Origin of the sequence: Pseudomonas sp. YuFO20 (assembly GCF_035064975.1) — a bacterium.
GTDB classification, from domain to species: domain Bacteria; phylum Pseudomonadota; class Gammaproteobacteria; order Pseudomonadales; family Pseudomonadaceae; genus Aquipseudomonas; species Aquipseudomonas putida_AE.
On the sequence record NZ_JAXDEO010000034.1, the window covers coordinates 42,288 to 61,013 of the forward strand.

An 18,726-nucleotide genomic window follows, 5' to 3' on the forward strand; every position below is an offset into this window, starting at 1 on the left:
AATGCAGATGCGCTACAACTCATAGAACCCCGGAGGTCCTCACAGCAAGCGAGCGAATGTGGATGAAACACACTCTCTGCGTCGTCAGGTTGATTCGGTTCGCATCCGCTTCGCTCGTCATGCTCGCCACCGGTGCAGTGGCAGAGGATCTCGAGCCCAGGTCCTATGCCAATACGCCGGTCGGTATCAATTTTTTGCTCCTCGGCTACAGCGATCTGCATGGCAACGTGACGGCCAATCCCTCGATTCCGCTCGAAGATGCCAAGCTCAAGATCGAGACGGTCGTGTTCGCCTTTGCCCGGTCCCTGGACGTCTGGGGTCGTTCGGGGAAGTTCGATGTCGTCGTGCCCGAGGCGAAATTGACCGGCTCTGCGCTGCTTGCCGGCGAGCCCAGGAAGCGTGATGTCACCGGGTTGATCGACCCCAGGTTTCGTTTTTCGGTCAACCTGTATGGCGCCCCGGCGATGTCCCTGGCCGAGTTCCCCAGCTACCAACAGGATGTGATCATCGGCGCCAGCCTGGCGGTCACGGCGCCACTGGGCCAATACGACAACAGCCGGCTGATCAATCTCGGCAACAATCGCTGGTCGTTCAAGCCTGAACTCGGGGTTTCCAAGCGTGTGGGGCAAGTGACCCTGGAACTGTCGGGCGCGGGCACGTTTTTCACCGACAATGACCAATTACTCGGCGACCGCGTACTGTCCCAGGACCCGATTTACCAGGTACAGGGGCATCTTATCTATGCATTTGACAACGGTGTCTGGGCTTCGCTGGATGCGACCTGGTTCGAAGGTGGTAAAAGCTCGGTTGATGGGGTCAGTAACCACGATTATCAGGAAAACTCCCGCTACGGGTGCACCCTCACGCTGCCGTTGAACCGCAACCATTCGATCAAGCTCAATGCAAGTAATGGCGGATATACCCGCACCGGCAGCGAATTCGATGCTGTTGGCATGATCTGGCAGTATCGCTTCGGCGGTGGGCTTTGATTCTGTTCATGGGTCCGCAGCCTGGGACAACGGCCGGGCCACCTGCTCCAACGCCCGCCGCTCCGCCGCCACGCCCCAAACCCCTTGCACCAGCGCCGCCACACACATCAACGCCGCGCCGATCAGGTAACCGATCAACAGACTGCCGCGTTGCTGGGTCTGGATCAGTTGGCCAAACAGCATCGGCCCGATGATGCCGCCCAGGCCAGTGCCAAAGGCGTAGAAAACGGCGATGGCCAAGGCGCGGATTTCCAGGGGGAAGGTTTCTGCCACGGTCAGGTAGGCCGAACTGGCCGCTGCCGAGGCGAAAAAGAAGATCACCATCCATGCCGCGGCTTGCTGGGTGACATCCAGCCAGCCCTGCTCGAAGGCATAACCACTGAGCGCCAGCAGGATCCCGGACGTCGCGTAGGTGAAGCTGATCATCACCCGTCGGCCGATCACGTCGAACAGGCGCCCCAACAGCAGCGGCCCGCAGAAATTGCCCAGTGCCAGGGGCAATACGTACCAGCCGACCTGCTCGGCGGGCACCTGGTAAAAATCGGTCAGTACCAGCGCATAGGTGAAGAAGATCGCGTTGTAGAAGAACGCCTGCGCAGCCATCAGGGTCATCCCCACCAGCGCCCTGCGCCTGAAGCTGACGAACAGGGTATGGAAGATCTCCGCCAGCGGCGTATGGTCCCGCGCGTGCAGGCGCAGGGGTTGGGCGGTCACGGCCGGCAGTTCATGGCCTTCTTCGCGCAGACGCGCTTCGATGCCTTCGACGATCTGTCGCGCCTCATCGTGCCGACCATGGATCAGCAGCCAGCGCGGGCTTTCCGGCAGCCACAGGCGCATCACCAGGATCACCAGGCCCAGCGCGGCACCGATGCCGAAGCACAGGCGCCAACCCAGGTCGCCGCCGACCACCTGCGGGTCGAGCAGGACAATGGCCCCGCCGGCGCCCAGGGCTGCGCCTAACCAGAAGGTGCCATTGATGGTCAGGTCGACCCAGCCGCGATAGCGTGCCGGGGTGAATTCCTGGATCGTCGAATTGATTGCCGTGTATTCGCCGCCAATCCCCATGCCGGTGAGGAAGCGCAACAGCAGGAAGCTTTCCAGATTGAAGGAAAACGCCGTGGCCGCCGTGGCGCCGACATACAGCCATAACGTCATGAAGAACAGCTTGCGCCGCCCGAGGCGATCGGTCAGCCAGCCGAACAGCAAGGCACCGACCACGGCGCCGGCGATATAGATGCCACCGGCCAGGCCAATATCGAAGTTGCTCATGCGCAGGTCGGGGCTGTTTTTCAGCGCGCCGGACACCGAGCCGGCCAGGGTCACTTCCAGGCCGTCGAGCAACCAGGTGATGCCCAGCGCGACCACCAGCAGGGTGTGAAAGCGGCCCCACGGCAAGCGGTCCAGGCGGGCTGGAAGATCGGTTTGGAATATCGCGCCGGCTTGTTGGTGGGTCATCGCCACAACTGGGTCATGTGCAGTGTGTTGTGAATTAGGAGTCAGCCCCAGGATCGGGAGTTCAACATTCACACCCAACAAACCTGAACTGACCCCCAAATGTTGGACGGTCTTTGTCGCTAGCCAACGGATCGGGTTCTGTATTCCACAGGACTCAGTCCGCCAAGTTTTGCCTTGATTCGGTCATGGTTGTAGTAATGGATGTACTTGTCCAGGCCTGTTTGGAGCTCTTCTACACTTTCAAAACGCTTGAGGTGGAAAAACTCGGACTTCAGTGTTCCGAAAAAACTCTCGATCACCGCATTGTCCAAACAGTTCCCTTTTCTCGACATGCTTTGCTTTATGCCTCGATCCTTCAGCGCGCGCTGGTATCGCGGTTGTTGGTATTGCCAACCTTGATCGGAGTGGAGCACCAGATTCACCGGGCCTTGCAGCTGTTCAATAGCCTTATCCAGCATCTCGGTTACCAAGGCAAAACTCGGTCGCGTAGCGATCTGGTAGGCCAGGATCTCGCCGTTGTACAGATCCATGATGGGCGACAAATAGAGCTTCTTCAGCCCGACTTTGAACTCCGTAACATCGGTCACCCACTTCTGATTGGGCCGTTGCGCGAGAAAGTTACGCTCCAGCAAATTCGGCGCTATTTTGCCGACCAGACCTTTGTAAGACCGATATCTTTTTGGACGCACCAGCGATTTGAGGTTCATGTCGTCCATCAAACGCTGAACCCTTTTTTCGTTGACCGGCTCTTTTTTGCGGATCGCCAGGGTAATACGTCGATAGCCGAAACGCCCCTCATGCTCATGGTAGAGGCTCTGGATGGTGGCTTTCAGGTCTGCATGCTTGTCAGGCTTCTGAAGCGCGCCGACCTGATAGTAGAAGGTACTGCGCGCGAGATTGGCCAGCCTGAGCAGGCCGTCCAAAGGAAACCTCGAGCGCAGCGCCATCACGGTGAGCGTTTTTTCTTGGGGGGATGGCTCCTGTTCGGAGCCTCCCTTATTTCCTCGAGCTTTTTTAGATAGGCGTTCTCCATGCGCAGATATTCAAGCTCGGCCTTGAGTTGTTCCCGACTTTTCAAATCATCATCTACGAGCGGGGATTGAGGGGGGACGGGCGATTTTTTTGGCATGGAGACAGTCTTTTTTCTCTTGGGTACATCAAGACCGCCACTGTAATACTGGCGCTCCCAAATGCCCACCTGCGAAGACTGACCGAGCCCAAAACGGGTGGCGGCCTCGCGACAGGAAAGTCGTTCTTTGTGCATACATTCAACGACCGAAAGCTTGAACGCCGCACTGTAGTGGTGACCATTCGCTTGCAGACCCGCGCTGCCTCGGGCTTGGAAAGCGGCAACCCAACGACGCAGGAGACTGCAATCAATTGAGTAGCGATTGGCGATTTTTCGAAACCCATCGTCGCCGTGGATGTAGGCCTCAGCAGCTGTGATTTTGAACTGAACGGAATACTTGCCCATTGGAACACCCCAAAAGTCAGGATCGGTGTCCAACTTTTGGGGGGCAGTTCAAATCCCGGGCATTGCCACGATTTTTTTGTAGGAGCTGGCTTGCCAGCGAAGGGGCCCTCAAGCCAAATACAAAATTCAAGACCGCCTTCGCCGGCAAGCCGGCTCCTACAAGTCCCGTGCAATGCCACGATGTTTTTTGTAGGAGCTGGCTTGCCAGCGAAGGGTCCCGCCAGCCCAACACAAAATTCAAGACCGCCTTCGCCGGCAAGCCGGCTCCTACAACCAAATGGCGTCCCACAATGGATAATCGTGTACCCGCCTGACCAGGCCAGCCCGCAATGGATTGGCAATGATGTAACGCGCCACGGCCCGTAAATCCTCTTCGCGACGAATCGCCCGGTCATGGAAACCTTTCTGCCACATCTGCCCCGACCGACCTAAGCGGGCATTCACGGCCCTCGCGCAACGGGATTTGGTCGCCCTCATCAAGCCAGCCAGCGTGTTGTTCTGGAGCTCGATCAGCCAGTGAAAATGGTCAGGCATCACCACCCAGGCCAGGGAATTGGCCTGCTCCTCTGTCTGGGCCTGACGAAATTGCTCGACCACCAACCGTCCGACACGCCAATCGCTGAAGAGCGGTTCGCGCAGGCGGGTAACGGCGGTGAGCAGGTATATCTGTCCGGACTGCGAGTAGCGCCCGGAGCGCAGATGGTTGGCATGTGATCGAATGGACAATCCCTTGCCCTCCTTGATCAGTCGAAAAAGGTAAGGCTAGTGCGCAGGAAATTTAACATTGAAAAGGTTTGGTTCCGGATATGACTAAGCCAGATGCCACGATGTTTTTGTAGGAGCTGGCTTGCCAGCGAAGAGGCCCTCAAGCCCGATACAAAATTCAAGACCGCCTTCGCCGGCAAGCCGGCTCCTACAGTTTCTGCGAATTACCTCGATGTTTTTTTGTAGGAGCTGGCTTGCCAGCGAAGAGGCCCGCCAGCCCAACACAAAATTCAAAACCGCCTTCGCCGGCAAGCCGGCTCCTACAGGTCCCGGGAATTGCCACGATTTTTTTGTAGGAGCTGGCTTGCCAGCGAAGGGGCCCTCAAGCCAAATACAAAATTCAAGACCGCCTTCGCCGGCAAGCCGGCTCCTACAGGTCCCGGGCAATGCCACGATTTTTTTGTAGGAGCTGGCTTGCCAGCGAAGAGGCCCTCAAGCCCGATACAAGAATCAAGACAGCCGACAATCGTCAGAGCATACCCTTGAGGTACCGACGAACCTGTCGATACCGTGCACAGCCCTCGAGCAGGCTGGTTTTCGGGCGGGCGTTGTGAGCTTGAGCCTGTTGCGGGCTGCAAGGCAATCCACGGATCTGTGCCAGAGGTTGTTCTTCGCCACACGGCAACTCCAACGCATCCGGGCGGATACGCCACAGCGGCACGCCATGGGCCTCTGCACGAACTTGTAGGTCGCCAGACTGGCACGCATGCCACACCAACAACTTGCCCGTTTCACGAGCCACCGCCGGGAGCAACTCGGCGTTATCGCGAGCAAACGTCAACACCCCCCAGCGGCTATTCAGCAACCTGCGCATCGCCAACCGCTCACGCCGAGGCACGCCAACCACCGTCACGCTCCCGGCAAACTGACTGTCCTGCTGCTTCTGCCGAGCCAATTGCCGGGCCACAGTCATGACGTCGCAGCGCTGGTCGGTCAAAGGGTCGACATAACGGCAATAGCGGATATACGCCGCTGCCACCAATTGCTCCAGGGTCGGGCGTGCCTGGCGGCGGGGGAGGGCCAGGCGGTCATCGGTCAAACCCCAACCGGCATAGAACGGCAGGCCAAAACAGGTCACCGGGATGCCCTGGATTAACGCCTCAAGCCCAGCCTGGCTGGTGCCGACATACACCCGCTGGGCCCGGCGCGCCAGGGAGGCCCAGGACACATGACGACTCTCCAGCACCAGGCCGCGCTCGAGCGCGGCATCGAGCAGGCAGCTCTTCTTATGGCCGCTGACGCAATCCGGGTGAATCCGCACCCGCACATCCGCCTCGGGATTTTCCGCCAGGGCCGCATCGAGCATTCGAATAAAGTCCGCTTCACACAGCCCGCCACCGGGAATCGAAAAATCGCCGAAGGTCTGATCCACCACCAGCACCAACGGCCGATCCCGACCCAGCGGATCGTCATCGCCCAGGTCCGGCGCATTGTTGTACTTGCCGATGCCACTGCTGCGCATCAGCGCAATCAACTCCTGTGCGGTGGCCAGATCCTCTGCGCTCAGGCTGTGAGGCGCCTGCAGAATGTTTTCCAGCAACGAAGGCCGATCGGCCAGGTAGTGAATACCGATCGGATCGACCACCATCGACATCGGCGTATCGCCTTCCACCCCCAGCGACGAAGAACGCAAGAAGCCGTCCTCCAGCGCCACATAGGGAATACCCCAGCGCTTGCACAACACCCGGGCATGGTCGGACGAGCTTTTGTAGCCGATCCCGGAAATCGCCTTCAATCCCGCCGGCCGCTGTTGACCGCGTCGCCACAGCCACTGCGGCGTCCCTTCAGGGTCCAGGAATTCGCTAAGGTGAAAGACCTTCCACATCACCCACTGCGACATGATGCCCACCCAGCCGGGGCCTTCCACCAGGGACTCAAGGGCGACGGGTCGATGCATTTCGTGGGCACTCATGGGCGGGACGACAACCTGCGGCGCAGATTGATGACCGTGGGGATCGGCATCAGGCGGCTGAGCCAGCTCTTGGTACGTATCGACACAAAGCCGTGGTGGACATAAAACGCCCGGGCGGCGAGGTTTTTCGCCTGCACTTCCAGCTCGATTTTTTCATGGCCGCTGCCCAGCGCCTGCTTGAACACCGCCTGCAACAAGGTGCTGGCGACGCCCTGGCGGCGGGCGACTTTGTGCACGCGCAAGCCGTACAGGTAAAACCCGTAGGACCACTCGCGGCACTCGCTGATCATGAACAGCCCGTAGCGCAGCGTGCCGCCCAACCGGCCGAACTCACGCACGAAGGGCCGCAACCCAGGTGAAAACGGCCCGCGTCGATGGTGTTTGAACGTCGCATAACCGACGGCGCCATCACTGCGATAGGCAAGCACTACCCGGTCCCAATTGATCCCGTCCGCCAATAGGCGGAAACGGCAATCTTCGTCGCCGAGGATGAACGCCAGCGAGCCGCGCCCCGAGGTGATCCAGCGTGCAATCGCAGGCGTGTGCTCCGAGGTACTGGAGGCAAGGAGGATTTGCACGGGCTCACGCTGCATCGCGCGCCGCCGCCAGGTGGTCGATGAACGCCTTGGCCAGGTGCTCGACACCCAGGTCCGCAGGGGCACTTCCGTTACGTGCGGTATTGGACCAGATGAAGTACTCGGTATCGCCATCCGGCTCACCCAGGGCGCCATAGACGTCGGGCAGGATCGGCACATGGTCACCGAAGAAACACAGCCCGGTCGGGGTGCCGCGCGCCAACAAGTGCTCGCGCAACTGGCCGAGCATGCGGTCGGCGTTGCTCAGGTGGCGCACATACGGGGCGAGGTCGCGCAGGTCTTCAGGCAGGGGACGGTCGAACCATTGTCCGAGATCGGCTGCCGCGACGCTTTCCAAGTGCAACGGCCCATGGTTCTCCATGGTGATGGCATGGATGTACAACGGCTGCGTGCGACCCGGGGCATCGAGCAGTTCGCTGATCTTGTCGGCCACCGCGCAGTCACCGATAAACGGCCCGGCCTTCTGCTGCTCTGTGAAGCTGCGCACATCGATGAATTCGTCGAAGCCCAGCGCCGGCAACACCTTGTCTCGACCGTAGAAACTGCCCACATAAGGATGCACGCACACCGTGCGGTAGCCTCGGCTTTTGAGTTCCAGGGCGATACTGGCAACGCCCTGGCGCGCCAGATGGCGATAAGGGTTGAAACGGTGGACACCGAGCTGGTCGACCTTGATCCCGGTCAGGAAGGCAAACTCGGTACGCACCGTATTCGCCCCCCAGGCAGCCACTTGCAACCGGCCCTGGGCCAGCGCTTCATCGCGCAAGGTGTCGAACTGGCTGAGCACCTGCCCACGAATGCCGGGCCACAGTCGGCGCGCATCGAAAAACGATTCGCTCTGTACCGACACCAGGTCCGCCAGGGTGGCATCGGCCATGGGGAGTGCCTCCTCGCCAAGAAACGGCGAGTTCAATGACGCCAGCGCCACGGGACGCCGGGCGGCAAAAAAGTACGTCCACAAACTGCCCGCCAGGCCCCAGCGACCCAGGTCAAGCGCGGCGTCGAAGGTCGGTTGCAACGGCTTCAATCCGCCCAGCCAGAGCAGTGCCAACCCAACCAGCAAGGTGCCCGTCGCCACGGCGCGGGCGTTGGCGCCAACCGGTTCGAAATACAGCCCGCAGGCCAGGTAGGCGACAAACAGCAAGGCCAGTCCAATGGCCTTGCCGATGCCAAAGAACGGCAGGTACAGGCGCGGATAGCGCACTGCATCGCTGAAGTATTCGAAGTCGGCGCAGACGAAGGGTTCGCGCAGCGAATGGTATTTGGCGTTGCTCACCAGCACGATCAACAGCCACAGGGCCAGCACGTTCACCGCGCTGAACCAGGCACGGCCGGTGATCAGGTACAGCAAGCCGACGGCGAACGCCCAGGCGCCGGCATGCAACAGCCAGGCGCGCAACGGGCGACGCCAGCCGGGGCAGGGCACCAGGAGTTTTTCGAAGGCGCACGACAGGACGAACCCGAACACCACCACCAGACCAAACGCACTACTCAACACATCAGGCACCGTAATCCAGCCACCGCAAAATGATCGACGACAGCCGTGGCGGGATAACCCCCAGGGCCCAGCATCCAAGGTTCAGCGGGAACGGAAAACTGATCCGCGCCTGGTTCGCCGCCAGGCCGCGCTGAATCCTTTGCGCGGCTTTCTCCGGGACCCAGAGCAAGGGTTTTGGCCCGGGCATTTCAAAGCACATTTTCGATTCGACGTAGCCGGGCATGATCACGTTGATCTTCACCCCGTCCGCCGCCACCAGGTCGCGCATGGCTTCGCCGTAGGCCTTGATCGCTGCCTTACTGGCGCTGTAGCTCGGGGTGGCCGGCAGCCCGCGCCAGCCCGCCAGCGAACTGAACAGGGCGATCTGCCCGGACTTGCGCGCACGCATGAACGGCAGCGCCGCCTGCACCGTGGCCAATGCCGCCAGCACGTTGATTTCGATCAGCGCCTGGGACAACTCCCAGATTTCGCCCTCGCCATTATCGCCGGTGGAGGTGTTGACCCCGGCGCCGACGATGATCAGGTCCGGTGCCTCGCTCACGCTGATCTCGCCGATCCAGCGCCGCAAGGCCTCCAGGTCCTGCACGTCGAGCGGTTGCAGCAACACCCGGGCACCGAGGGCGCGGCATTGCGCGGCCATTTCTTCCAGGCGGTCCAGGCGCCGGCCTTGCAGGATCAGGGTCACTCCCGGCGCCGCATAGGCCGGCGCCAGGGCACCGCCGATGCCGCCTGTGGCACCGGTGATGAGAATGCAGCGTGGAGACTTGTGCAGCGTCATAGGTACTGTTCGATTTTCGAGGTTTTGGCCATCAACACTTCCAGGGAGTTGTTCACCGCCATGTCGATACCACAGCGGGTATAGAAACCGCCGTTGACCTGCGTGGTGTGAATCACCGTGCTGCGAAAGCGTTGAAAAAGCGTGGAGTCAGGTGGTTCCGGGTGGTTCCAGAATTCGTCGAGGCCGCCCTGGTGGGTCAGCCCCTTGAGGTTGTAGATCGGGTCGCTGAGGGCGATGGTCGGCACGTTGTGCATCAGCGACGAGCCGCCCACGGTGCTGTTGACCGTGACCACGCCGGCGACGTGGGACAGCAACGTCGGCATGTGCCCGCTTTCGATGAAGTCCACGCGGTCGGCGATGCCCAGCTTGTGGGCAATGCGCCGGGTGATGCGCTGGTAATTGACGATACCGGGGGTCAGCGGATGGTTCTTCACCACCAGTCGCGCATCGCTGCCGGCATGGCGGGCGAACGAACCCATCACGTGCTTGAGCACATCCTTCATGTGCCGGAACGGCGAGTGGTCGCGGATCTGCGCATCGCTGTCCAGTTGCAGGGGCAACAGGAAGGTGCGGTGGCGATTGCGCGCCACCTCACTGATCACCTCGGAGTCGCGGCCCTTGGCACTCATCAGGCGAATGCCCTGGCGAACGTAGCCCGCATATTCCACCGCCGCGTTGAACGGCGCGTGGGTCTTGTAATGGGGGAACACCACTTTGTTCAGCGCGCCGCCGACGTGATACATCACGTCGTGCAGGGCCCGGGAGGCAAAGGACAGGCGAAATGCATTGCCGTTGTGGTAACGCGGGATGTACTTGCCCACCTCCCGATACCACTCCGGATCCCGGGGCAGCAGCGAGTGATTGTTCACGCCATTGCGCTCAAGCGTGATCCAGTAGGGGCGAAAGTAACCTTCCTCGAACACGTGCACGCGAATGCCCAGCGACCTGGCCAGCTCCACCGCCGGTTGATGCACCGGACGGCAATCGCCGAACAACACCACGTCGGTGATGTGCTCTGCCTTGAAGCAGTGGCTGTAGAAATCCGCCAACTGCTCGGGGCGCGCCGAATAAAATACGCGCGCACCGGTGCCATACAGGGTATCGCCCATGTTGAAGCTGACGGACTTGACCCGTTGACCTTCGTTGCGCAGGGCTTGGGCCAGGCGCGAAAAAAACGGCGAACTGACGCCCTGCAGGAACAGGAACGAGTTACGCGGCTTCACCCGTACCGGGCGTGGGGAGCGCTGCAGGGGAACTAGGATTTGCGAAGGCGTGGTTTCAAAACCGTAAGGAGCAAACGCTGAATCATCTCTCGCCATGTTGGAGTTCTTCCTTGCGTTGGTACTTCATCCCAGTTCTGGATCTCGATAAGCGTTCGTTCAGGAGTCGTAAATTTTCGGGTGATGCGGCTGACATAAGTCGGGTAGCGGATCAGGGTCGCGGCCACCAGCTCATCCAGGCTCAGGCGCCGCGTGCGGCGCGCCTGGACGTCCGGGCTCAGGTCGCGATCCACGGTCAACCCCCAACCGGCATAGAACGGCTGGCCATAAGTGGTCACCGGCACGCCGCGCAACAAAGCTTCGAATCCCGATTGCGAAGTCAGCACATGCACCTCGTCGACCTCGGACAACAGTGAGTGGAAAGGCACATCGCCCACCACCTGGTTGCACCAGTCGCTGGTGCGTTCTTCATCTACGCCGGCCTCGCGAGTGCCGGCCAGTACTTCGGGGTGCGGCTTGTACAACAGCCACGCCATCGGATGACGCTCGCGCACCGCCTTGAGCAAATCCAGATTGCGGCGGATCCGGTGCGCGCCATAACGAATCGACGCGTCGGACTCTACCTGGCCCGGCACCAGAATCACCCGTTCGACCCCGGCGGGGCGTTTCCACGGGGTGCCGGGCAGGTTGTACTTGGTCACGCCGGCCTTGCAGATCGCTTCGCGCAAGGCCGCCGCCCGCTGCAACAAGCCCGGTGCACAGGGCTCGTTTTGCAAGATGTGTTCCAGGCGGGAGGGGCGGGTGGCGTCGTAGTAGATGCCCAGGTCGTCGAAGACCCAGGACAACGGGCGGGTTTTTTTTGCGCCCAGGCCGACGGAGCGCAGGAAGCCGTCTTCGACGCGGCCGAGGTGGCTACCCGCTTTTGCGTACAGGGGCGTGTCGTGCTGGCAACCCCATGTGATGACCGGAGCGGCCACGCGACGACGGGAGAAACGCCCGAGAAACCGAATGGACGACCCATTGAAAAAGTCGAGCACCAAGGGTTGTTTCCACTTGCTGAAGCCGACCATTTGCAAGGCATGGGGCAATCGACTGCGCATTCTTCGCTGCAGCCCCAGCCACTCCAACACAGTCTCGACCTGGCACGGCGTCCCCGTCTCCGGGTCGACATAACGCGGGTATTCCACCAGCGCGGCATGCAGCAATTGCTCAAGACTGACCGGCCGGCGTCGCTCAGGCGCGGGCAGCGCATCAAGGGTCAAACCCCAGCCGGCATAGAACGGCATGCCAAAAGTGTGCACCGGCACGTTCCACAACAGGGCGTCGAAGCCCAATTGCGAGGTCATCACATACACCGCCTGGACAGCAGAGAGCAGCTCGGCTGGGTGCACGTTGTCACTGATCACCTGCACCCGAGAATGTTTGCGCAACGCCGCCAGGTCGAAGTGCCCCTGCTTGCGCCCGGCCACCACGTCCGGGTGCACCTTGACCACCACCGTACTCTGCGGATGGCGGGTCAGCGCGGCGTCGAGCATGCGTTGGAAATCGGCAGCAGTGGCGCCTTGCAACGAGGCATCGCCACGGGTCTGATCGGCCACCAGCACGCAGGGCTGCGGCAACACACAACGATCGATCCGCGCGCCGTTGTATTTCGACACACGCTCTTCGCACCAGCTCGCCTGCAAGGCACGGGCACGCAGCACCTGTGCCTGGGTCAGCGGCAGGGGAATCAGTTGTTCGAGGCGAGAAGGGCTGCTGGCATCGTAATAGATGCCCAGCGGGTCGACGATCAGCGACAGCGGCGGGTCTTCAGCCCCCAGGCCCACCGAGCGCAAAAAACCGTCTTCGACCGTGATCAGCGGCAACCCGGCAGCATCGGCAGCCGCCTTTGCACGTAGCGCGCTGGGTTTGCGTCCCCACGCCAATACCTCATCAGCCTGGGCAATGTCGCCCACCGTTCCACACAGCAGCCGATACTCGGGCAGCAAGGCGGGGAGGGTAGGGATCTGTTGCGCACCTTTAGACAGAATCAGCAAAAAGCGACGCGGTGGAGCGGCATTGTCCATAAAAAACAGCGGATATCCGTAACGGGCGCACTCATAGTCAGGCATGCATCAGTGCGTGTGCCTGCAGGAGATGCTCAATGAAATTTGACTCGAATGATAATACAAATGGAGGGTAGCCATTCACAAAAGTACGAAGAATCTGGCGACTTTTTCACATAAATCGAGATTTGATTAAATGCCAGCAGGTCGTCCACCCAACGGCCCGATGAGCGGCATCCGTGGCTCTCACAGTGCGATTGACAACCGCAAATAAACAAAGCCAACGCCTTACGCATCCTTGTAGGAGCTGGCTTGCCAGCGAAGGCGTCCTCACTTCAACGACCGTATTGACTCGCCTAACGGCCAGAAAATGGAAGCGCCAGCAAATACTCGTATTTCGCATGCAACAGATCCATCTTGCCCCGCCGCTTATAGTCAGCAATGGTCGTAGGCCGCAGGAAATACCAGAGGGAGTTTTGCAGGAACAAGTAATCCAGGTTGCGCAGCGCCTGTTGCCGGTCGAACCGCGAGTCCAGCACCTCGACATAGGTAGCGAGGAACTCGGCGCGAACGGTCATGAAGCGTTCCATGTCGCTGCGCCGAAATACCGCACTCACATAGGAACCACCGTCAAAGCCGACACGCCCGATCTTGAACTCGCTCCAGTCGATCATCTGCAGACCCTGGGGCGACTGGAAGAAATTCTTGCGCAAGTAATCCATATGGCAAAAACAGCGCTGACTGTTTTTTGCCCCCTTGGCCTCGCGACGCAAGATCGGCCGCAACGCGCGGAGCCGATTTGGCAGGTCGGCAAAACGCTGATCGTCCCGAGCCAGTTCGTCAAGGGAGTGCAAATAGCGCTCGAAATTGAAGCGCGGCCGCACTAGATACCAAGGCCGAAAAAAATCCATGGTCCAGAACTTGGGAGCCTGCCACCAGGCCGAGAACCCCAGATAACGGCTGGACAGATTCTCGATCTCGGCAATGCCCGGTGCCATGATCTTGGCGATAGCTGCCAGGCGTGGCGGACGCCCTTGCACGTAACTGGTAAAAATCAGGCTTTCCCACGGCGTCTCAATGACGCCCAGGCAAATGGGATGCTTGAAATGAACGCTTCCCCATAGCACGTTGCGCTCCCGATAGAAGCGTGACTCGAGGCTGGGGATAAAGAGAATTTTGCGAATCGACTTTTCGATCACATCAACCGTGGCTCCGGTATCGAGATCCGTCAGTCGGTGATGGCGCACGTAACTGACGAACGAGGCATTGGACGCCAGGTCGGTGGTGACGATGCTAAAGCCACCCACACGATAAAAAGGCAGGAAAAAGCTCAACCGTTTTTCCAGCGTGGAGCGGCTCAACCAGTAGACATTCCTGCTTCTGACGAGTGTAGTGATGTTCGATTCGATACCCATGCGTTCCAACTGTAAGCAATCTTCCATTTTTTGCCTGACACACCCGTGAAGGCGGCGCGATCCTTGCCCACTTCCCGTAACAGTTGACTAGAAGGGGCGCGATAGTACGGATTCCGCCCATTGTTTGCCAATTACCTGGCGCGTAATGAGCTGTTCTTGGGAAATTTCCTACAGACGGAAGGCTATTGACGTTCCCTGACCGGTGTTGAGCCGTTACCATACGCGCCTTCAAAATCAAGGAACGATAGGATTTCTCATGAATCACCTTCCAATTGCCAAAGAAGCCCTCTGCGCCCAGGCGCAAGCCATCAGTCAGCTGGCGGAGCGCCTGGATGGCGAATTCCAGCGTGCAGTCGAACTGATCCTTGGTTGCAAAGGTCGCACCGTCGTGTGCGGCATGGGCAAATCCGGCCTGATCGGGCAAAAGATGGTCGCGACCTTCGCCTCCACCGGCACCCCGAGTTTCTTCCTGCACCCGGCTGAAGCCTTCCACGGCGACCTGGGCATGCTCAAGCCGATCGACGTACTGATCCTGATCAGTTACAGCGGCGAGACCGAGGAGCTGATCAAGCTGATTCCGAGCCTGAGATCCTTCGGCAACAAAATCATCGCCATGACCGGCAACGGAAAGTCGACTCTGGCCAAGCACGCGGATATCTGGCTGGACATCTCCGTCGAGCGAGAAGTGTGCCCAAACAACCTGGCACCGACTACTTCCACCTTGGCGACCATGGCCATGGGTGATGCCCTGGCGGTGGCCTTGATCGAAGCCATTCAATTCAAGCCGATGGACTTCGCTCGCTACCACCCCGGTGGCAGCCTGGGCCGCAAGCTGCTGACCCGCGTCAGCGACGTCATGCACTCGCCGGCACCCATCGTCACCCCGGCCACCAGCTTCCACGACTGCCTGCTGGTGATGACTCAAAGCCGCATGGGCCTGACCGTGGTGATGGAGGAGGGCGTCCTGGTCGGTATCGTCACTGACGGTGACCTACGTCGCGCGTTGCTGGAAAACGAAGGCGTTATCCACACTACCGTCGCCCACTTCATGACCGCCAACCCGCACACCATCAAGGATGATTCGCAGCTGTCGGAAGCCGAAGCCTACATGCTCGACAACAAGATCCGTGCCCTGGCCGTCACCAACAGCGAAAACGCTGTCGTAGGCGTCGTCGAAATCTTCGACTGATACACACGATCCCTGTAGGAGCTGGCTTGCCAGCGAAAGCGCCCGAAAGGGCGCCGTCGATATCAGGTGTGCACCCACCAGGCGTGAAAGCGCTGCGCTCCGCGTAGTCCAAATGTCGATGTGCATAAACGAAAACGGGGCCCAACATCGGCCCCGTATTTCTATTCCAAGAATGACTCGTCGGCTTACTGCGCCATCTTCGCCATCACCTGCGCATAACCCGCCGCAGTGCCCAGTACCGCATCCTTGCCCTGAGCAAACAGAATACTGTCCGCCACTTCACGGAACGCACCGGTACCGCCCGCTGCATCCAATACGTGGGTGGCAGCAGCTTTCACATACACTGGTGCATCCGCCACTGCAAACGACAAGGCGCACGCCGCGAAAGCCGGCAGGTCGATGCAGTCGTCACCAATGCACGCCGTTTGCTCAGCGCTGACACCGGCTTCCGCCATCAACTGGTTGCAGGCTGCCTGCTTGTCCTTCACGCCGAACTGGCAGAGGGTAATGCCCAGGTCAGCCACGCGCTTGCGCAGCGTTGCCGAATCACGCCCCGACAACACCGCCACCCGCACACCGTTTTCTTCCAGCAACCGCATGCCCATGCCATCACGCACATGGAAACGCTTCAGGCATTCACCCGTGGCGTCGTAATAGATGCCGCCGTCGGTGAGCACGCCATCCACATCGGTGATCACCAGACGAATGTCGTTAAGGGTCGGCCGAGGGACAGGTGCCTGGCCGCTCATCAGCGCCCGCACCTGCTCCAGGCATTCTTGGGTGTCCACGCCTGGGCCGGTCGGCGCGACCTGGTAGGCCCGAATGCAGTAACCCGCGGCCATCAGCCTCAGTTGCTCGAGTTTCTCCGCGTGCTCCAGCATCGGCTGTGGCAGGCTGCTGTAGTCGGCGAGTACATCGCGACGATAACCGTAGACACCGACATGCTTGAGGTAGTGAGCGACTTCGCCATCCCGAGGGTAGGGGATCGGCGAACGGCTGAAGTACAGCGCGTTACCGTTATTGGCCAGCACCACTTTCACGGTGTTGGGGTTGCCGGCTTCGTGCGCTTCGATCGGGTGGCACAAAGTGCCGACCTTTACGCTCGCATCAGCGAGCATGCCCGCAGCCAGCGCTTCGATGTCCGCCGGACGCACCAGTGGCTCATCACCCTGCAGATTGATGTAAATGTCGGCGTCGATCTGCGCCATGACTTCGGCCAGCCGGTCGGTGCCGGAGGGGTGATCTGGCGAGGTCATGACGCACTCACCACCGAACGCCCGCACTGCTTTTGCAACGCGCTCGTCGTCAGTGGCGATCACCACCACATGGGCATTGGCAACTTGCAGGGCGCGTTCATAAACGTGTTGCACCATCGGCTTGCCGGCAATATCAGCCAGCGGCTTGCCCGGCAGGCGAGTCGAGCCGTAGCGGGCCGGAATGACAATCGCGACCCGTTGTTCTGTACTTGCCATGTTCACAATCCTTGTTTCAACAGATTTGGCTTCAAGCAATGTTCAGAGGTGGGAACGACTTGACCAGGTCATCCAGTGCCTTGATCTGCGCCAGGAACGGCTCCAGTTGATCCAACGGCAGGGCGCTTGGGCCGTCGCACTTGGCTTGATCCGGGTTCGGGTGAGCTTCCAGGAACAGGCCAGCCAGGCCAACGCCCATACCGGCACGGGCCAGTTCAACGACCTGCTCACGGCGACCGCCCGATGCAGCGCCCGACGGATCACGCTGTTGCAGGGCGTGGGTTACGTCGAAAATGATCGGCAGATTCGCGCAGGTGCGCTTCATCACGCCGAAACCCAGCATGTCTACTACCAGGTTGTCGTAACCCAGGCATGTGCCGCGATCGCACAGGATCAACTGGTCGTTTCCGGCTTCCTTGAACTTGTGCACGATGTTCTGCACTTGCGATGGGCTCAGGAACTGAGGCTTCTTGATGTTCACTGGCTTGCCGGTTTTGGCCAGAGCCACTACCAGATCGGTCTGACGGGCCAGGAATGCAGGCAGCTGCAGCACATCGACCACTTCGGCGACAGGTGCGCACTGTTCAATTTCGTGCACGTCGGTAATCACCGGCACGCCGAACTCGGCCTTTACCGCTTCGAAAATACGCAGGCCTTCTTCCATGCCTGGGCCACGATAGGAGTGGATGGACGAGCGGTTGGCTTTGTCGAAGCTGGCCTTGAAGACGTAAGGAATGCCCAGTTTCTCGGTGACACGCACGTACTCGGCGCAGGCGGTCAGGGCCAGGTCCAGGGATTCAAGGACGTTGATGCCGCCGAACAGGACGAAAGGGGTGTTGTTGGAGCATTCGATGGTTGGGGTGATTTTCAAGATCTATAGTCCATTTCGGAGAATGTGTGGCGCGTTGATTCATTCAACAATTAATATTAATTGTTTTTGAGTATGTGGTCTATTTGATAGGGTGTATCAATTCCATTGATCAATCGTTAATAAGATATTTGTTGATTTTTTCGTCGATTTGATGTATTTCGTCATGCTTTTCTGGGTTGGCGAAGCCGTCGTTTCGACAGCGAAATTCAGCTAATGTTGGCCTAAATTTAACAAGAGTGCTGCCGATAACCCTATATGGTTAATCAATGTGCAGAATGGCGGTATTGATGAGGGGGCGAGGTGTCGACTGAGTTGGAAGTAGATGTGGAGTACGACGAGATTGTTGCCAGCCATTCGAAGCTGATTAACGGCGAGAAGGTTGTTTACATTGATCGGGGTAAAGGTAAAAACAAACTGTTGATCGGTTTGGCGACCTTGATGAATAAAGGCGTCTATGCGGGTGTGAAAAGCTATTATCGCGACTACCCTGGTGACGTGCTCTGCTTGGTTGATCCTGATAACACTTACTATTTAAGAAATGATCGTGGCATGCATGTGCGCAGCGTCATTCGTGAGGTTGTCAAGGATTATAAGCCAGAAAATGTAGTTTTTTGTGGCGCTTCTATGGCGGGTTTCGCGGCAATCGATCTGGCGTTGTTTTTTAATGCTAACGCGGTTGTTAATAACCCACAGGTTAGTCTAGAGCTTACCTATGAAACTGCATGGCCAAAGCTAAAAGATGTTATTGATGAGATAGAGCAAAAATACAATATTAATGATTTTTCGTTTAAGTCGCGGAATAGTGTGATTGGTGCAGTTTTTGGACAGCACCCTATGGATATCGTAAATAGAGATGCTCTTTTTAAATTGTGCTCAAAGACGCCTGGGGTCGGTTTGATCTTTGGCAATGCTTTCGATTTTGAACACAAATATTATTATCAGGGTCTAAATGGTTTTCTGAAGATGGTAGATATGGTTTTTGCTCATCGTGATTTGATGGGTGGGATTCATGTGAAGTTTCCAAGAGCCTGATATAGAAAAAGGGCG

The 18,726-nt window shown here is 59.1% G+C and carries 15 protein-coding genes; 3 read left to right on the forward strand and 12 right to left on the reverse strand.

Features of this window, described 5'->3' with window-relative positions; all coding sequences use genetic code 11:
• Positions 1-62 precede the first annotated feature (62 nt).
• On the forward strand, positions 63-989 hold the full coding sequence (locus SOP85_RS19510) for a transporter (RefSeq protein ID WP_323627917.1): 927 nt from the start codon (positions 63-65) through the stop codon (positions 987-989).
• Between the two features lie 6 nt (positions 990-995).
• Here SOP85_RS19510 and SOP85_RS19515 read toward each other — a convergent pair whose 3' ends face one another.
• The 10 genes from SOP85_RS19515 to SOP85_RS19560 form a co-directional block, all read right to left on the reverse strand.
• Positions 996-2,444: an MFS transporter gene (locus SOP85_RS19515; RefSeq protein ID WP_323607661.1), complete on the reverse strand. Its 1,449-nt coding sequence runs from the start codon at positions 2,442-2,444 to the stop codon at positions 996-998.
• 119 nt (positions 2,445-2,563) lie between these two features.
• Positions 2,564-3,918, reverse strand: a protein-coding gene (locus tag SOP85_RS19520) for an IS3 family transposase (protein ID WP_442967923.1) whose coding sequence is annotated in 2 segments (ribosomal slippage) — positions 2,564-3,462 and positions 3,462-3,918 — 1,356 coding nt in all. Because the reading frame shifts where the segments join, the coding sequence is not laid out codon by codon here.
• A 267-nt stretch (positions 3,919-4,185) separates the two neighbouring features.
• Positions 4,186-4,644 carry an REP-associated tyrosine transposase gene (locus tag SOP85_RS19525; RefSeq protein WP_323627919.1) on the reverse strand — a complete coding sequence of 153 codons (459 nt, stop codon included), beginning with the start codon at positions 4,642-4,644 and terminating at the stop codon, positions 4,186-4,188.
• Positions 4,645-5,152: 508 nt separating this feature from the next.
• On the reverse strand, positions 5,153-6,595 hold the full coding sequence (locus SOP85_RS19530; protein WP_323627920.1) for a capsular polysaccharide export protein, LipB/KpsS family: 1,443 nt from the start codon (positions 6,593-6,595) through the stop codon (positions 5,153-5,155).
• Entirely contained in the window at positions 6,592-7,188 is a 597-nt protein-coding gene (locus tag SOP85_RS19535; RefSeq protein ID WP_323627921.1) for a GNAT family N-acetyltransferase, read from the reverse strand. Before SOP85_RS19535 ends, SOP85_RS19530 begins: the two co-directional genes overlap by 4 nt.
• Positions 7,178-8,686, reverse strand: coding sequence for an LTA synthase family protein (locus tag SOP85_RS19540; protein WP_323627923.1), 1,509 nt, complete (start codon positions 8,684-8,686; stop codon positions 7,178-7,180). Before SOP85_RS19540 ends, SOP85_RS19535 begins: the two co-directional genes overlap by 11 nt.
• Positions 8,687-8,690: 4 nt before the next feature.
• Positions 8,691-9,467: an SDR family NAD(P)-dependent oxidoreductase gene (locus tag SOP85_RS19545; RefSeq protein WP_323627924.1), complete on the reverse strand. Its 777-nt coding sequence runs from the start codon at positions 9,465-9,467 to the stop codon at positions 8,691-8,693.
• Positions 9,464-10,786, reverse strand: a complete 1,323-nt coding sequence (locus SOP85_RS19550; protein WP_323627925.1) for a capsule biosynthesis protein — start codon at positions 10,784-10,786, stop codon at positions 9,464-9,466. The genes SOP85_RS19545 and SOP85_RS19550 overlap by 4 nt, the downstream gene beginning before the upstream one ends.
• On the reverse strand, positions 10,723-12,798 hold the full coding sequence (locus SOP85_RS19555) for a capsular polysaccharide biosynthesis protein (RefSeq protein ID WP_442967925.1): 2,076 nt from the start codon (positions 12,796-12,798) through the stop codon (positions 10,723-10,725). Before SOP85_RS19555 ends, SOP85_RS19550 begins: the two co-directional genes overlap by 64 nt.
• 290 nt (positions 12,799-13,088) lie before the next feature.
• Positions 13,089-14,147 (reverse strand): phosphotransferase family protein, encoded by a 1,059-nt coding sequence (locus SOP85_RS19560; protein ID WP_323627927.1) that lies wholly within the window; start codon positions 14,145-14,147, stop codon positions 13,089-13,091.
• Between the two features lie 256 nt (positions 14,148-14,403).
• Here SOP85_RS19560 and SOP85_RS19565 point away from each other — a divergent pair, with 256 nt between their 5' ends.
• The gene (locus SOP85_RS19565) at positions 14,404-15,336 is read left to right on the forward strand and encodes a KpsF/GutQ family sugar-phosphate isomerase (RefSeq protein WP_323627928.1); all 933 of its coding nucleotides are present in this window, start codon (positions 14,404-14,406) and stop codon (positions 15,334-15,336) included.
• Positions 15,337-15,521: 185 nt separating this feature from the next.
• Here SOP85_RS19565 and kdsB read toward each other — a convergent pair whose 3' ends face one another.
• The gene (gene kdsB / locus SOP85_RS19570) at positions 15,522-16,808 is read right to left on the reverse strand and encodes a 3-deoxy-manno-octulosonate cytidylyltransferase (protein WP_323608941.1); all 1,287 of its coding nucleotides are present in this window, start codon (positions 16,806-16,808) and stop codon (positions 15,522-15,524) included.
• A 31-nt stretch (positions 16,809-16,839) separates the two neighbouring features.
• The gene (gene kdsA / locus SOP85_RS19575; protein WP_323608960.1) at positions 16,840-17,682 is read right to left on the reverse strand and encodes a 3-deoxy-8-phosphooctulonate synthase; all 843 of its coding nucleotides are present in this window, start codon (positions 17,680-17,682) and stop codon (positions 16,840-16,842) included.
• A gap of 297 nt (positions 17,683-17,979) precedes the next feature.
• On the opposite strand from kdsA, the gene SOP85_RS19580 reads away from it, so the two are divergent.
• Positions 17,980-18,711, forward strand: coding sequence for a YqiA/YcfP family alpha/beta fold hydrolase (locus tag SOP85_RS19580; RefSeq protein WP_323608942.1), 732 nt, complete (start codon positions 17,980-17,982; stop codon positions 18,709-18,711).
• Positions 18,712-18,726: the final 15 nt, after the last annotated feature.